The sequence below is a fragment of the Streptomyces sp. NPDC051677 genome (genome assembly GCF_044453465.1).
Classification (GTDB): Bacteria; Actinomycetota; Actinomycetes; order Streptomycetales; family Streptomycetaceae; genus Streptomyces.
In genome coordinates, this window is the sequence record NZ_JBITCT010000024.1 from 51,363 (window position 1) to 66,214 (window position 14,852).

General features: G+C 71.6%; 10 protein-coding genes. 3 read left to right on the top strand and 7 right to left on the bottom strand.

The window, feature by feature from the left end:
• Positions 1–3 precede the first annotated feature (3 nt).
• From ACIBAF_RS26620 to ACIBAF_RS26630, 3 genes are all read right to left on the bottom strand, one after another.
• Positions 4–762 (bottom strand): NUDIX domain-containing protein, encoded by a 759-nt coding sequence (locus ACIBAF_RS26620; RefSeq protein WP_079659056.1) that lies wholly within the window; start codon positions 760–762, stop codon positions 4–6.
• A gap of 129 nt (positions 763–891) precedes the next feature.
• A complete protein-coding gene (locus ACIBAF_RS26625) occupies positions 892–2,811 on the bottom strand; it encodes a glycogen debranching N-terminal domain-containing protein (RefSeq protein WP_399466279.1) in 1,920 nt (639 codons plus the stop codon).
• 611 nt (positions 2,812–3,422) lie between these two features.
• A complete protein-coding gene (locus ACIBAF_RS26630; RefSeq protein WP_399466280.1) occupies positions 3,423–5,216 on the bottom strand; it encodes a DUF4192 domain-containing protein in 1,794 nt (597 codons plus the stop codon).
• A gap of 369 nt (positions 5,217–5,585) precedes the next feature.
• On the opposite strand from ACIBAF_RS26630, the gene ACIBAF_RS26635 reads away from it, so the two are divergent.
• Positions 5,586–7,151 (top strand): M28 family peptidase, encoded by a 1,566-nt coding sequence (locus tag ACIBAF_RS26635; RefSeq protein ID WP_399466281.1) that lies wholly within the window; start codon positions 5,586–5,588, stop codon positions 7,149–7,151.
• A gap of 100 nt (positions 7,152–7,251) precedes the next feature.
• Here the strand turns inward: ACIBAF_RS26635 and ACIBAF_RS26640 are convergent, their stop codons facing one another.
• A complete protein-coding gene (locus ACIBAF_RS26640) occupies positions 7,252–9,411 on the bottom strand; it encodes a RecQ family ATP-dependent DNA helicase (protein WP_399466282.1) in 2,160 nt (719 codons plus the stop codon).
• Positions 9,412–9,748: 337 nt separating this feature from the next.
• Between ACIBAF_RS26640 and ACIBAF_RS26645 the strand changes: the two genes are divergently transcribed.
• The gene (locus ACIBAF_RS26645) at positions 9,749–10,369 is read left to right on the top strand and encodes a hypothetical protein (RefSeq protein WP_399466283.1); all 621 of its coding nucleotides are present in this window, start codon (positions 9,749–9,751) and stop codon (positions 10,367–10,369) included.
• A 364-nt stretch (positions 10,370–10,733) separates the two neighbouring features.
• Here the strand turns inward: ACIBAF_RS26645 and ACIBAF_RS26650 are convergent, their stop codons facing one another.
• The 3 genes from ACIBAF_RS26650 to ACIBAF_RS26660 all read right to left on the bottom strand — a co-directional run bounded on the left by ACIBAF_RS26650 (position 10,734) and on the right by ACIBAF_RS26660 (position 12,856).
• Positions 10,734–11,369: a hypothetical protein gene (locus ACIBAF_RS26650; RefSeq protein WP_399466284.1), complete on the bottom strand. Its 636-nt coding sequence runs from the start codon at positions 11,367–11,369 to the stop codon at positions 10,734–10,736.
• Positions 11,370–11,437: 68 nt separating this feature from the next.
• Positions 11,438–12,139 carry a ribonuclease HII gene (locus tag ACIBAF_RS26655; protein ID WP_399466285.1) on the bottom strand — a complete coding sequence of 234 codons (702 nt, stop codon included), beginning with the start codon at positions 12,137–12,139 and terminating at the stop codon, positions 11,438–11,440.
• A 93-nt stretch (positions 12,140–12,232) separates the two neighbouring features.
• On the bottom strand, positions 12,233–12,856 hold the full coding sequence (locus ACIBAF_RS26660) for a TetR/AcrR family transcriptional regulator (RefSeq protein ID WP_399466286.1): 624 nt from the start codon (positions 12,854–12,856) through the stop codon (positions 12,233–12,235).
• Between the two features lie 187 nt (positions 12,857–13,043).
• On the opposite strand from ACIBAF_RS26660, the gene ACIBAF_RS26665 reads away from it, so the two are divergent.
• A complete protein-coding gene (locus ACIBAF_RS26665) occupies positions 13,044–14,591 on the top strand; it encodes an MFS transporter (protein WP_399466287.1) in 1,548 nt (515 codons plus the stop codon).
• Positions 14,592–14,852: the final 261 nt, after the last annotated feature.

The following is a 14,852-nucleotide window of genomic DNA, read 5'->3' on the forward strand; positions in this document are numbered from 1 at the left end:
GCGTCACACCTCGGGGCGCAGCATCGGCGGGTTGAGCAGGGTCGCACCGCCTGCGCGGAAGAGCTGGGCAGGCCGGCCGCCCTGTCGGGTGGTGGTGCCGCCGGTGGGCACCAGGAAGCCGGGCGTGCCCGTCACCTTGCGGTGGAAGTTGCGCGGGTCGAGCGCCACGCCCCACACCGCCTCGTAGACCCGGCGCAGTTCGCCGACCGTGAACTCGGTGGGGCAGAACGCGGTCGCCAGGGACGAGTACTCGATCTTGGAGCGGGCCCGTTCCACCCCGTCCGCGAGGATCTGCGCGTGGTCGAAGGCCAGCGGTGCGACGGGTTCCCCGTCCCGGCCGTACCCGCCGTGCTGGAGCAGTTCCTCGACGGGCGCCCAGCGCGCGTTGCTGGCGTCGCCGCCCGCTCGCGGAGCGGGCAGGTCCGGAGCCAGCGCCAGGTGCGCGACGCTCACGACACGCATCCGGGGATCACGCTTGGGATCGCCGTACGTGGCGAGCTGCTCCAGGTGGGCGCCGTTGTCCTGGGCCGGGACCGAAGGATCGTGGGCGCGCAGTCCGGTCTCCTCGGCCAGCTCGCGGGCCGCCGCCTGGGTGAGATCCTCGTCGGCCCGCACGAAGCCGCCCGGAAGCGCCCATCGCCCCTGGAACGGCGCCTCGCCCCTGCGCACCGCCAGCGCACACAGGGCATGGCGGCGCACGGTCAGCACGACCAGGTCCACGGTGACGGCAAAGGGCGGAAACGCTGACGGGTCGTAGGGCATGCGGCGATCATAGTCGTCTTCCTGACGATAAACACGCCCTTCGTCGGCCGCCCGGATGGCTGATCCACTGCGGTCGCGCGCGACCGTCAGCGTGCGCCCCGGCGTCCGTCCAGCGTGCGTCGCACGAGGTCACACTCCCAATTGCAACCCGTCAGCCGCTTCCTCCACCATGGCGAGTCCGAGCCGACTGACCCGTACGGAGAACGGGGCGCCCGCCACCCGCAGGCCGGTCAGGGAGATCTCGCCCAGGGGCACGCTGGGCACAGGGCGCAGCGTGACGGTTCCGGCCGGGGCGTCCGGCCGAATGCCGGCCAGAGTGGTCAGCAAGAGGACGCCGGCCGCCGCCGCGGTGGCGGCCGGACGGCAGGCGGCCGGATGGGGAAGGGGAGCGCCGCCGTCCCCGCGCTGCTCCCCCGCGTACATCTCCGGGAGGCGATGGCCGAAGGCCTCGGCCGCCGCCAGTACGCCTCGCAGCAGCGCGGTGCTCTCCTTCTCGTAGCCCGCGGCGGCGAGGCCCGCGACGGCGATCGCCGTTTCGTGGACCCGTACGGCTCCGCTGCGGTGGCCGAAGGGGTTGTAGCCGGGTTCCTTCGCGCCGAGACCTCGAAGTCCCCAGCCCGAGTCCATGACGGGACTGCCGAGCAGCCGGGCGAGGTGTTCGGTCTGCACCTTGTCCAGCAGCCCGGGGGCGAGAGTGCCGCCGCCCAGCAGCCCGGTGTCGAGGAGGTGGACCGCGGTCGCGCCGAGGTGGGGCAGCGGCCGCCCGTCCGGGGTGCGGGCGGCCGCGGGTCGGCCGCCTCCCCGGTCGTCGATCCAGAAGTCCCGCCGAAACACGGCACGCACGGCCCGCGCCCACTCCCGCAGGCCGCCCGCGCCCGGTCTGGCGCACGCGTCGAGCAGATCGGCCCCGAGCAGTGCCGCTCGGTGGGCATGGGCCTGTGTCTCGCAGCGCACGGGCCCACCGGGCTGGAGGTCTCTCAGGTAGGGCCCGTCGCCGACCGTGGTGCGCAGCCAGGTCAGACAGCGCTCGGCCACCGGCAGCAGCTCCTCCGTCTCCTGGTCCGGCAGGCCCCATCGGCGGGCCTCCGCGAGGAGTACCGGGAAGAACAGCGTGGCCTCCGTCCCCGTGCACCCCGGCGGCAGGTGGGCGCCCGCGTCGCGCCGGGGGCCGGGGATCATGCCGTACCGCGGACCTGTGGCCATGACCTGGGTGCGCGCCAAGGCGCGCAGGGTGCCTGCGGCGAGGCGGGTGCCGAGGGGCAGCGTCATACGGGCCGCGGCCAGCGCCTCGGCCGGGGCCAGGCCGCACCGCCAGGGCGCCCCTGCGGCAAGGTGGATGTCGGCGGGGTGCGCGGGGTCGCGCACCAGCAGGGCCTGCAGATCCTCGAGGCTCGTCGCCAGGAGCGCCCGGACGCGTGGGTCGTCGCCCGTCGCGTGTGCCGCAGCCAAGGGGTTCGTAGCCGTCCGGCTCACGGCCCGGACCGGGCCCGCCCCGTCCAGGCGGACTCTCAGCTCCACGTAGACGCTGCCGCCTGGAGGCACGTCGAAGTCCCAGCGCAGCAGCCCCGCGGAGGCGATGGCGTCGGCGGGCGGTGGGTCGGCGGTGACGCATGAGGTTCCGGTTGCGCAGGACCAGCGCAGGCCGAAGTCATGGACGCTGGCCGGCAGTTCGGGGCCCACGGTGCCGGCCGCGATGGCCCCCAGGTCGGCCAGGTCGGCGCCGAGGGCCACCTCGACGGGGAGCCGCAGCGGCCGTGCGGCAGCGCTGTGCAGGGTGATCCGCTCCGTGCCGTCCGCGCAGCGCGTCCGCTCGACAACGACGTCCGGGTCCGGGCCGCCGTGCGGGGTGACGCGCAGGGTGCCGACGAAACGGGCCCGGTCGGCCGAGGTCATCCTCGCCTGGACCACCAGCGGTTCGCGTCCCGCCACCCGCACCTGACAGCGGGAGAGGATGCGCCGGCCCGCCCGGTAGAACCCCTCCAGGCCGCGCCCGGTCAGCTGCCCCTGTTCCGTCGAGATCGCGAGGCCCGGCAGGGCGACGCAGATCATCGCCGTGTGGGCGGGAGGCAGGCCGGTGGGAGGAGGTGGGGCCGGCGACCGGGGCGGTGGTGCGGCGCCTCTGGACGAGGGCGGTGATGACGAGGGGGGTGGCGGCGGACGACGGGGCGTACCGGCGGGCTCGGGGGTGGGCGTGCCCCGGATGCGCCGGTCTGCAGACAGGCCGGGAACTCCCTCGCGCCCGGCGACCGGCCCGGTGCGCCGGTCGTCTTCGGGGGGTCTGGCCCCTTGAGGAGCGGGCCTGCCCGAAGGCGGTCGATCTGCGCCCGCGCCATGGGGCGGTCCTGGGTTGTCGCGGGTGGAGCGTTCGTCGGCGGCGGAGGGCGGAGGCGGCTGATGCATGCGGTGGCTTCTTCTGCTCTCTGTGCGCCTCGGGCATGTGCGAGGCCGGGTGGAAGGCTCCGGCAGGGCGGGTGCGCTGCGGCGGCACGACCGTGCCGGTGTTCCGCCACTCAGGTGAACGGGGCTGGACTCCCCCAGGTCACGCCCGCACGGCTCAGGCCCCACCGAATGGCGTCCCGAACAGCGGGTCCCGAACGCGCCGGGCCGGATCCGCCGTTGCCCGCCTGCAGACGACCGTCGTGCACCGGGGCGCGAGGGCGTCACGCCTTCCCCGTGGCTTCGTCGCCGTCGGGACGCGCACCTTCCACGCGGTCGCCACGACGTCGTGTGGAGGACTTGGCGGTGGGGCGGGGGCGGGATCCTCCTCGGCTCGACGGGGTGGGGTGCGTGGTGTGCGCGAGGTGTGTCCTAGGGGTGTGCGAACGAAGACTGTTCTTTCCCGGCGCTCGGCGTTGCGGTTCGTGCCCTTCTTCTGCTCCTGCCGCAGCCTGCTCGTGGTCGACGCCCGCGCCCAGGGCACGGGTGCGGCGGCGCCTGCGGGCGGTCGTGAGAGGTGATGCCACCGCGGACCCCGATGCGCTTGCGGTCGGGCCGTGAGGGCCCGGGTCCAGGGCGTCCTTCGTCTGTGCCTCGCCAGGGCGGTCCAGGTCCGCGGCTTCGCCGGAACGGTCCCTATACGCGTCCGCGTCCACGTCACCGGCGGTATCCTCGGCGGCTTCCGGATCCTCCGTGCCCTCGGCCTCCTGAGAGCCCTCGGGCCGCTCGGCCGTCGCCGCGTCACCCGGACTCTGCGCTGCTGTCTCCCGCCCGCGTTCCTCTCGCTCGGCGCGCAGGCAGCGTCGTACCGACTCGGGGTCGAGGCCTTCGTTGCAGGCCTGGTGGAGGAGGCGGGCGAACAGATATTCCGGGTCCGCGCCCAGGGCCATGGCAAGGGCCTCCCTCGCCTCGAGCTCGTCGCCGCTGGACCAGGCGACCCAGCCGGCGAGGGTGAGCGGCGCCGCCGCGTGTTCGCCGTAGGGCCCGACGCAGCGGCGTGCCAGTGCCCGCCACAGCCGCAGGGCGGGAGCCGCCTCGTCGCCCTCCATCCACGCCGCGGCCCGGTCGCGGGTCACCCGGTCCTGAAGGCCGAGGATCAACGCGGCGGCTTCGACGCATCCGAGCAGCTCGTCGTCGCGATGGTCCGCCGTGAGCACACCCGACACGACGGGCGTCTCGGCGAAGCGTCGCATGACCCGTCCGGAGAGTGCGAGCGTCTCCTCGCCCACCGCCGCGCGATCCGACTCGTCGAGGATCCTCGGGATGAGCTCCATGCCGACGGTGTCCAGGGCGACTTCCTGCTCCACCGCGGCACCGGTCTCCAGAGGCAGCAGCCGGGCCCGCAGTTCGCGCAAGGTCCCCCGGACCTGGATCCCGGCGTAGGTCGCGGCCGCGGCCAGCACGGAGGTCCCGGGCAGGCCCATCGGGACGCCCTCGACCGGGCAGCAGCCCTTGCCTCCGCAGCAGTACGACCAGAAACGGCCGTCGGAGATGCAGAGCGCCTCGATCACGGGGATGTCGAGGCGGCCGCATTCGAGACGGAGTTGGTGGGCCAGCGACTGCAGCCGTTCCATGACCTGTCGGCCCGTCTCGCCCTTCGCCGGTTCCTGGCAGAGGTAGGCGACCATCTGCGCGGGACGGTTGCCGCGGCGTTCGCTGCCCGCCACGAGGCCCTGCGCCAACTGCCGGGCGACCGCTCCCCAGTCGTCCGGGTTCGCGGGAATGCCCAGTCGGGCCCGGCCGCCGAACCGGCCCCGTCCGCCCAGGTCGTGCAGGGCGACCAGGACGATGCTGTCCTCCGGCCGGTATCCGAGCAGGTAGGGCAACGCGTCGGCCAGTTCGCCCGGGGTGCGCAGGGTTACCTGGTGGGCGGCGGGGCTTGCGCCGTACTCGGCGTTTCCTTCGTACATCGTGTGGCTCACGTACGCCGTGTGTCCGTCCGTGTGTCCGTCACATCCCTCGCGTCCGGTGATGTCGCCGTTTTCGGAGGATCCAGTGGTTTCGCCGTGATTCGTCATGCGGAGACGATCTCGCGGATCTCAAGACTCCGCTTGGCCTGTGGATAAGTCCGATCAGGGACACATCACGCCGTCGAATCACCGGCTTCTCGGCGCATAGGATCCGCCCCGCCGCGGCGGCAGGGCCGTCGCCGCACCTCATTGAGCAGGGACGCACATCCGCCGAAGGCCGCGGCGAGCACGGACTTCGCGAAAACTTCCGCCGGGTCGGGCTCGCCTGCACGACCACTGGACAGCCGCATCGGTCCCCTACAGCGGAATGATGATCAATAGTGCGACAAGAGACGTAGTTATGGCACATAAGTTCATGGAGCGGACTGAAGATCGCTAGCTTCCTCTCGACCTTGTGCCCACGGGGAAGGACCTTCTGTGAACGCGTCCCGTCGAAGAACCGCGGCCACCCTGGCCGCAACGGCACTCTCGATCCCGCTGCTGCTCGCCTCCACCTCGCCCGCCGCCGCCCACAAGGACGACCCGGGCAAGGCAGCGGCCAAGCTCTCGAAGACGCTCGTTCGTGAAGCATCCGCCAAGGACGCCTACAAACACCTTCAGAAGTTCCAGCAGTTAGCCGACTCGGCGGGCGGCGATCGCGTCGCCGGCTCAGCGGGACACGACGCGTCGGCCGCGTACGTCTACAAGCTGCTACGGAAGGCCGGCTACCGCGTCTCGTACCAGAAGTTCGAGTTCGTCTACACGCAGACGCAGGCCGAGAAGATCTCGGTCCTCTCGCCCACACCCGGCGACGTCCAGATCAGGGCGCTGACGTACACCAAGTCGACGCCGGTGGGAGGCGTCACGGCCGACCTGGCCGCCGTCCCGGTCGACGCCGACGGCACCACCGGCTGTGAGCCCGGCGACTACGCAGCCGGCGTGTTCACCGGCAAGATCGCCCTGATCAGGCGGGGCGGCTGCTCGTTCGCGGCCAAGCAGGAACAGGCCGCCGCGGCGGGCGCGATCGGCGCCGTCATCTACAACAACATCGACGCGGGGTACGGCCCGCTGTCAGGCACCCTCGGCGACCCGGCCGTCGCCAGGATCCCCACCGGCGGGATCAGCAAGGGAGACGGCGAGAGGCTCGCCGCGGACGCCGCCAAGGGCCCTGTGACCATCTCTTTCGAGATCCGCCAGCTCCAGGAGCGGCGGACCACCGACAACGTCATCGCCGAGACGCGGGGCGGCGACGCCGCCAATACCGTGATGCTCGGCGCACAGCTGGACACGGTCCCGGCGAGTCCGGGCATCAACGACGACGGCTCCGGCTCCGCCGGGCTGCTCGACGTCGCGCTGAAGCTGGCCAAGAAGGAGAAGCACTCGCGCAACAAAGTGCGCTTCGCCTGGTGGTCGGCCACGGAAAGCGGCCTGGTCGGGTCCGACTACTACGTCGCGCACCTCACGCCGCTCGCGAAGCAGGAGATCAAGCTCTACCTCCACTTCGAGATGATCGCCTCACCGAACTACGGCCTGTTCGTGTTGGACGGCGACGGCTCGGACGGCGCCAACACGCAGGACGTACCGGCCGGTTCGGCGCCGGTCGAGCGCGACATCACCGAGTTCCTCGGCCGTCGGGGTCTGCCGCACGCCGGCACGCCGTTCGTCAGCCGCTTCGACTACCGCGCCTTCGTCGACGCAGGCATCCCCTCCGGTGGCACGTTCAGCGGCGCGGAGGCCATCAAGTCCCCTGCCGAGGCCGCGAAGTTCGGAGGGACGGCGGGTGTCGCGTTCGACGTGAACTACCAAACGGCCGACGACACCATCGATAACGTCAACATGACGGCGTTCGGCATCAACATCGACGTCATCGCCAACGCCGTGGGCACGTACGCGCACGACCTCAGCTCCCTGAGGAACCCGGCTTCCACGGTGCAGAGGGCCCGCGGTCACAGCGGCGCCGACCGCGTCGGCCGCCTGGGCAACAGCCACGACGTGACCGAGTAGTCCGGCTCAGGCCCCCGGCGCCGGCGTCCCGGTCGACGGACCCCGCACCGGGGGTCGTGCCCGCACTCCCCTCCCTCCCCTCCAGACAGAGGAGGGAAGCTCACCCTGCCGCGGCAAGCACCAACGGGAGGACCTCCTCGCAGCCTGCCTGGCGGAGCAGGCGGGCTGCGACTGCGAGGGTCCACCCGGACTCGGTGCAGTCGTCCACGAGCAGGACGGGCCCCGGCGAGCGGGCCAGAGCGCCGGCGAGCTCCTCGGAGACGGTGAAAACGCCGGACAGCGACCTGAGGCGTTGGGCGGAGTTGCTGCGGCGCGCCACATGGGCGCCGCTCGGCCCGGTGTACGTCAGCGTGCCCAGAAAGGGGAGGCGGCCGACGGCCGCGATTCCCTCGGCGAGCGAACCGACCAACCGTGGGCGGGAAACGGACGGCACCGCGACGACTCCCACCGGTCGGGCGGAGGCGTCCGGGGCCTGGGACGCCCATCCGCCCGGAGAGCGCGCCCAGTCGGCGAGGACCGCCACCGCGGCCCGCAGGACGTCGTCGGGGACCGGCTCGTCGGGCGCGTTCTCCGCCAGCATCGGGCGCAGCCGGTTGCCCCAGCCGATGTCCGAGAGGCGCCCCAGGGCACGCCCGGTGGAGCACTGCTCCTTGGCCGGGATACGGCCCTTGAGGTCGATGCCCAGTGCGGGCATCCCCGTCGGCCACATGCGGCGCGGCTCGACCTCGACCCCGGGGCGGTCCAGTTCCTTCGCCGCTCCGGTCAACGTCTCCGCCGAAACGGAGGAATCGACCCAGGCCCCGGCGCAGTTGTCGCAACGGCCGCACGGAGCCGCGCCCTCGTCGTCCAGCTGCCGGCGCAGGAACTCCATCCGGCACTGGGACGTGCTCGCGTACTCGCGCATGGCCTGCTGCTCGGCCTCTCGCTGCTTGGCGACCCAGGCGTAGCGCTCGGCCTCGTACACCCACTCCGCTCCCGTGGCCGTCCAGCCGCCCTTCACCCGCTTCACCGCGCCGTCGACGTCCAGCACCTTCAGCATCGACTCCAGCCGGCTGCGCCGAAGATCCACCGCCGCCTCCAGGGCCGGCACGGACAGCGGCCGTCCCGCACCGGCAAGGGCCGAGAGGGTCTGGCGGACCTGCGCCTCGGGCGGGAAGGCGGTGTCGGCGAAGTAGCGCCAGATGGCCTCGTCCTCCTTGCCCGGCAGCAGCAGCACATCGGCGTGGGCCACACCGCGGCCCGCCCGGCCCACCTGCTGGTAGTAGGCGATCGGCGAGGAGGGCGAGCCGAGATGGACGACGAAGCCCAGGTCCGGCTTGTCGTAGCCCATGCCCAGCGCCGACGTCGCGACCAGCGCCTTGACCCGGTTCTCCTGCAGGTCCTCCTCGGCCTGCAGCCGGTCGGCGTTCTCCGTCTTCCCGGTGTACGAGGCCACCCGGAAGCCACGCTGCCGCAGAAAGGCGGTGGCCTCCTCGGCCGCGGCAACCGTCAGCGTGTAGATGATCCCGGAGCCCGGCAGCTCGTCCAGGTGCTCGGCGAGCCAGGCCAGCCGGTGCGCGGCGTCCGGCAGCCGGACCACACCCAGGCGCAGGCTCTCCCGCTCCAGCGGGCCGCGCAGCACCAGGGCCTCGCCGGCGCCGGTCCCCAACTGCTCGGCCACATCAGCGGTGACCCGCGCGTTGGCGGTCGCGGTGGTGGCCAGCACCGGCACACCGGCCGGGAGTTCGGTGAGCATCGCCCGCAGCCGACGGTAGTCAGGGCGGAAGTCGTGGCCCCAGTCGGAAATGCAGTGTGCCTCGTCCACCACCAGCAGACCGGTCGTGGCCGCGAGCCTGGGCAGCACCTGATCGCGAAAATCCACGGCGTTGAGGCGTTCCGGACTGACGAGGAGAACGTCGGTCTCGCCGCGCTCGACCTCCTCGTAGACGGTCTCCCACTCCTCCGGGTTGGCCGAGTTGATCGTGCGCGCCCGGATGCCGGCCCGGGCCGCCGACTCGACCTGATTGCGCATCAGCGCCAGCAGCGGCGAGATGATCACTGTGGGGCCGGAGCCACGCCGACGCAGCAGAGCGGTGGCGACGAAGTACACCGCCGACTTGCCCCAGCCGGTGCGCTGCACCACCAGTGCACGTCGGCGCTCCTGCACCAGAGCCGCCACCGCCTGCCACTGGTCCTCCCGAAGCCGCGCCGACCCCCCAGGGGCGCCGACGAGCTCGGCGAGGATGGCATCGGCTTCGGCGCGGAGCTCCAGATCGTCCATGCACCCATGCAACAGGACGGCACTGACAATCGGCCAATTCGATCAACCCGACGACCGGCTCACGAACGGCCGTCGAACCGCTGGCTCAGAGTGACCGGCAGGACGTGAACTGTGGGCTCACGCGTCGTCCCGGGAATCATGGGGTAGGGATATAAGACACTCACCGTCATATAACGGTCGGTGGCCCCAATTGCTCGTTGCCGCATCCAAGTTCGACAGGAAGAATTGAGGTCCGCTCCCCGCACGGCTCGTCCGTAGTCCGGTAGGGCTCTGTTGCGGTGCGCGCTCCCCCGAATCCGACCCGCCCGCTGTGTGGGCCGTAGCCGAAGGGAGGATCGTGACCTTCGGATTCGCTCCGTCCTCGGCGGCATCGTTGTCGACGTCCACGTCCGCCACCTCCGCCAGCCGACTGCTCGAGCCTGCCGAATGGGCCGCGGCCGGCATACCGCTGCTGCGCAATCCCCGGGAAGTCGTCAGCGGGCTGCACTCGCGGCACCGGCCACGGCCGGCCACCGCGGTCGTGGCCGTGCTCGACCCTGACGAGCGGGTGCGGGCCAGCGCCTCGTTCACCCGGCGCCAGGCCTCCAGCGACGGCTGGATGTTCCGCAACGCCCTGCTCGCCCAGCTGCGTCGGGTCATCCCGCACGACCTGCGGCTGCGCACGCCGGTGCGCACCGCCGTGCTGCTCTACTGCCGTGAGGGCGACGCCCGTTGGACGGAGGAGGACGGGGCCTGGATGTGGGGCCTGCGTGACGCGTGCACGCTGCACGGGTTGCGCTGCGGGGCCTACATCACCCTGACCCGGGACGGCTGGCAGGTCCTCGGTGAGGGGCGCGGAGGCCGTCGGCCGCACGCGGATTCGACTCCGGAGCCGTTCGCCCTGTCCGAGGCCCCGCCCCTGCTCCCCCGGACCGGTGGCGCCGCCTCGGACGTACTGCGGCGCGCGGCCGCCCGCTGAGGGCGACCGGGCCCCGACACCGGAGAGCCGCGCAGGAGCACGGGCCCCCTGCCCTGCCGAGGCGGGCAGCCGCCGAGGAGTGCCGTACCAGGCGCGCCGGGCATCGGCCCGACGGACCTCGACCTTTCGCGCATCGGCCCGACGCACATCGTCACGCGGTGTAGCGAACGCCCTCGCCGAGACGTACGTCATGGCTGCCGCGAGGGGCCGTGACGCGGTCCTTGGAGCCGCCGCCGAAGACGCGGTCCACCGGGACGAGCCTTGACGGACGGAGCCCCTGGAGCCGCTCCAGGGCACACGGCAGAGGCGTCGCAGCAGCGACGCCTCCGTGGGCCCCGGAGCCTCGCGGCCTACCGGAACCTGCTCAGACGCCCGCGCCCAGCACCGCGTTGATCTGCTGCGGGTCGCCGCAGACGATCAGCAGCGCGGCGGCCCGAGTGAGGGCCAGCGGCAGAGCGGTGGCGGCGACGGTCTCAGGACCGCCGTTGACGGCGACCACGACGACGGGACGCACACCCGCTCGGGCCGCCACGGCGGCATCGGCGTAGAAGACGTCGTCTCCCGCGTCGTGCTGCGCCCAGTAGGGCGCCTCGCCGAAGGACAGTTCATGGGCGGCCCAGGGGTGCTGTTCGCCGGTGGTGATCACCAGCACGTCCCCCGGCGCACGGCCCGATTCCAGGAGAAGGTCCACGGCCTCCTCGGCGGCGTCCAGCGCGCCCTCGGCCGAGGCCGGGATCAACTGGACCTGAGCGGTCGCCGGAGCGGGCGCGGCGGCGGGAGCGGCCGGGGCCGAGGGCCCGGGCTGGGCGGCCACGTCACGCGGTGCGCGTTGCACCGGCGGCGTGGGCCGGAGGGGTCCGGGACGACCGGGACGCGACGGAGCCGCGGGACGGGGTCCGGGTACAGGTCGAGGGGTCGGCGCGGTGCGGCCGCTGGCCGGAGTGGCGCGGGGACCCTGGGCACTCTCGTGAATCTGAGGCTCCTCGGGAATGAGAGGCATGGGCTGTTATTTATCAAACGTTGGTGCGGCACGCGCCAGCGGGTGGCACATCAGTGCGGCCGGAATCGTCAGAAGTCGAAGCCGAGCTGACCTTCGATCTCCGGAGCGCTTCCGATCGCCCAGCTGCGGGCCTTCTTGAGGTGCCGCCACTGGGGCAGCGCATCAAGATACGCCCACGACAACCGGTGGTACGGGGTGGGGCCCCGCTCCTCCAGTGCGGCCTTGTGCACGGGCGACGGATACCCGGCATTGTCCGCAAAACCGAAGTCTGCATGGTCGATACCCAGTTCGGCCATCATTTTGTCGCGCCGAACCTTGGCGATCACCGAGGCCGCCGCGACCGCCACGCATGACCGGTCGCCCTTGATCACCGTGCGGACCTGCCACGGCGCTCCGAGGTAGTCGTGCTTCCCGTCGAGGATCACCGCGTCCGGGCGGATGGGGAGGGCCTCCAGCGCCCGCCCGGCGGCGAGCCGCAGTGCGGCGGTCATCCCCAGGTCGTCGATCTCCTCCGGGGAGGCGTGCCCGAGGGCGTACGACGTCACCCACTTCAGCAGTTCCTCGGCAAGCGCAGTGCGCCGCTTGACGGTGAGCAGCTTGGAGTCGGTGAGGCCCATGGGGGGTCGGCGCAGTCCGGTGACCGCCGCGCAGACGGTGACGGGTCCGGCCCACGCACCGCGCCCCACCTCGTCGACACCGGCAATGACCTTCGCTCCGGTGGTGGCGCGCAGGGAGCGCTCGACAGTGTGAGTGGGTGGTTCGTACGGCATGGCGCCCTTAGATTACGCCGCCGGGATCCCCTCGCGACACCCCGGTCGGCGCCGGCCCCTCACGGGCCGATGACCAGGGCATCGCCAAGCCGCTCAAGCCGCGTCCGGCCGGAGCAGCGGGAGCATGAACCCGTCGATCATCTCCTCGAGATCGCGATCATTCCATTCGCATGCGCACATCTTCGATCGATACATCATCATGGCCGGAATAGCGTCGAAGACGTAGCCGTTCGCCGCATCGGGCCGCACCTCACCCCTCTCGATTCCTCGGCTGATGACCTCATGAAGGAGCTTGACGGTCGGTGCCACCACCCCCTCGAAGATGACGGTATGAAAGCGCTCCGTCTGGGTTGGATCGCATTCGTGAATCACCGAGCGCAGTGCGGAACCGGGCCGGGAGAACATCGCGTCACGCGCCTCGCGGCACAGCGCCACCAGGTCCTCACGCACGCTCCCCAGATCGGGCGCGGCATCCAGCCGGGGCAGCCCGGCCCGCAGGGCGTCCGCGACCAGGTCCTCCTTGGACGGCCAGCGGCGATAGACGGCGGCCTTGCCGGTCTGGGCGCCGGCTGCGACGCCTTCCATCGTGAGCGCGTTCCAGCCGACGGTGCCCAACTGCTCCAGTGCGGCATCGAGAATCGCACGTTCGAGCACGGCGCCGCGCCGACGGGGGGAGGTCGCCTGAGCAGGGGCGGCCGTCCAGCGCGAAGTAACCATCTGAATGTCTCCAGCGAGCAGAGGGAGCGGGGATTACGGGGTGGAGCGAGGCAATGCGCGATCGCGACGGGGGACACGCCGAAAGGCGACGCCGCAAGTGAACGCTTGCGTTCACTATGAGGGACTCACTACGGTTGACGGGCCAGTGAACGCCAGCGTTCACTAACGCTCTTGTGGGGGACCCATCGTGACAACCTCTCAGTTGATCCAAGACCAGAAACCGGGTGCGGCCCGCCGGGAGGGGCATCCCGGCATCGCGCTCACCGTCATCGCGGCCTGCCAACTCATGGTGGTACTCGACGCGACGATTGTGAACATCGCGCTCCCGCACATTCAAGACGCGCTCAAGTTCAGCACCACCGACCTCACCTGGGTGGTCAGCGCCTACACGCTCACCTTCGGTGGTCTGCTGCTGCTCGGCGCCCGAGCCGGCGACATCCTCGGCCGACGCCGTGCGTTCATGGCCGGCATCCTGCTCTTCACCTTCGCCTCGCTCCTGGGCGGACTGGCGCAGGAGCCCTGGCAGTTGCTGGCCGCCCGCGCCCTGCAGGGAGTGGGAGGCGCCATCGCGTCGCCCACCTCGCTGGCACTCATCACCACCACGTTTCCCGAGGGTCCGGAGCGGAACCGGGCCTTCGGCGTCTTCGCCGCCGTCTCCGCGGGCGGCGGCGCCATCGGCCTGCTCGCGGGCGGCATGCTCACCGAGTGGCTGGACTGGCGCTGGGTGCTGTTCGTCAACGTGCCCATCGGAGTACTCATCGCCGCCCTCGCGCCGCTGTACATCAGCGAGTCCGAACGGCACCCCGGGCGCTTCGACATCGCCGGCGCCCTGACCTCGACGACCGGCATGGCCTCCCTGGTCTACGCCTTCATCCGGGCCGCGGAGGAAGGCTGGCGGGACAGCCTCACCCTCGGCGCCTTCGGCGCCGCGCTGGTCCTGCTGGTCGCCTTCGTGTTCACGGAGATGCGGGCCAAGGAACCGATCACCCCGCTGAAGATGTTCGCCGACCGCAACCGCTCCGGTACGTACGTGATCATGCTGTGCCTCGCTGCGGCCATGTTCGGCATGTTCTTCTACATCGTCCTGTTCGTACAGAACGTACTGGGCTACAGCCCGATCAAGGCGGGCCTCGCCTTCCTCCCCGTCACGGTCGCCATTGTGACGGGCGCGGGTCTGTCGCAGCGGTTCCTGCCGGTCCTGGGCCCCAAGCCCTTCATGGTCACCGGGGCCTCGCTGGTGGTCGTCGGCCTCACCTGGCAGGCCTTCATCAGCCCGGACAGCACATACGCCGGCGGGGTGCTCGGACCGATGGTGGTCTTCGCCTTCGGCATGGGCCTGAACTTCGTGACGGTGACGGTCACCGCGGTCGCGGGTGTCGCCCAGCACGAAGCGGGCGCGGCATCCGGTCTGCTCAACGCCACGCAGCAGGTGGGCGGTTCGCTCGGACTGTCCATCCTGACGACCGTCTTCGGCACGGCCAGCAAGAACGAGGCGGAGAAGCAACTGCCGAAGTTCCTCGCCGACGGATCCGCGGAGCAGAAGGCCGAGTTCGCCAAGACGCACCAACTGCCCGCCCCCTGGGGACACGAGGTACTCGCCCAGGGCATCTCCACAGCTTTCGTCCCGGCCGCCGCGATGGCCGCGCTCGCCCTTGTGACGGCCTGGTTCGTGATCCGTGTCCGCAAGAGCGACCTGGAAGCGCTGTCCGGTACGGCAGGTCCCGCGGTCGGCTGACCGGCGGGCCCCACGGGCCGACCTCGGAGTGACTCCGCGTGGCACGACACAGGCGCGTCCATCTCTCCCCGGTCGGCCCGTCCGGGCTGCCCGGCCTGCCCGGCCCATCAGGCCTTCCTGGCCTGCCGGGCCCCTCGAAACCAACAGCACGATCACGAACAAGACGCACCACACGACCACGCTCCACGCCCCCTACGAATCGCTCCCGCCATCGCCCACCCCCTGCACGCACAGCTCGCACAGCGGTTGTCGGGAGAACGC

Excerpts from the sequence above, each read along its gene's own strand:
- ACIBAF_RS26620 (WP_079659056.1), bottom strand. The coding sequence starts at position 762 with ATGCCCTACGACCCGTCAGCGTTTCCGCCCTTTGCCGTCACCGTGGAC.
- ACIBAF_RS26625 (WP_399466279.1), bottom strand. The coding sequence starts at position 2,811 with ATGATCTGCGTCGCCCTGCCGGGCCTCGCGATCTCGACGGAACAGGGG.
- ACIBAF_RS26630 (WP_399466280.1), bottom strand. The coding sequence starts at position 5,216 with ATGACGAATCACGGCGAAACCACTGGATCCTCCGAAAACGGCGACATC.
- ACIBAF_RS26640 (WP_399466282.1), bottom strand. The coding sequence starts at position 9,411 with ATGGACGATCTGGAGCTCCGCGCCGAAGCCGATGCCATCCTCGCCGAG.
- ACIBAF_RS26650 (WP_399466284.1), bottom strand. The coding sequence starts at position 11,369 with ATGCCTCTCATTCCCGAGGAGCCTCAGATTCACGAGAGTGCCCAGGGT.
- ACIBAF_RS26655 (WP_399466285.1), bottom strand. The coding sequence starts at position 12,139 with ATGCCGTACGAACCACCCACTCACACTGTCGAGCGCTCCCTGCGCGCC.
- ACIBAF_RS26660 (WP_399466286.1), bottom strand. The coding sequence starts at position 12,856 with ATGGTTACTTCGCGCTGGACGGCCGCCCCTGCTCAGGCGACCTCCCCC.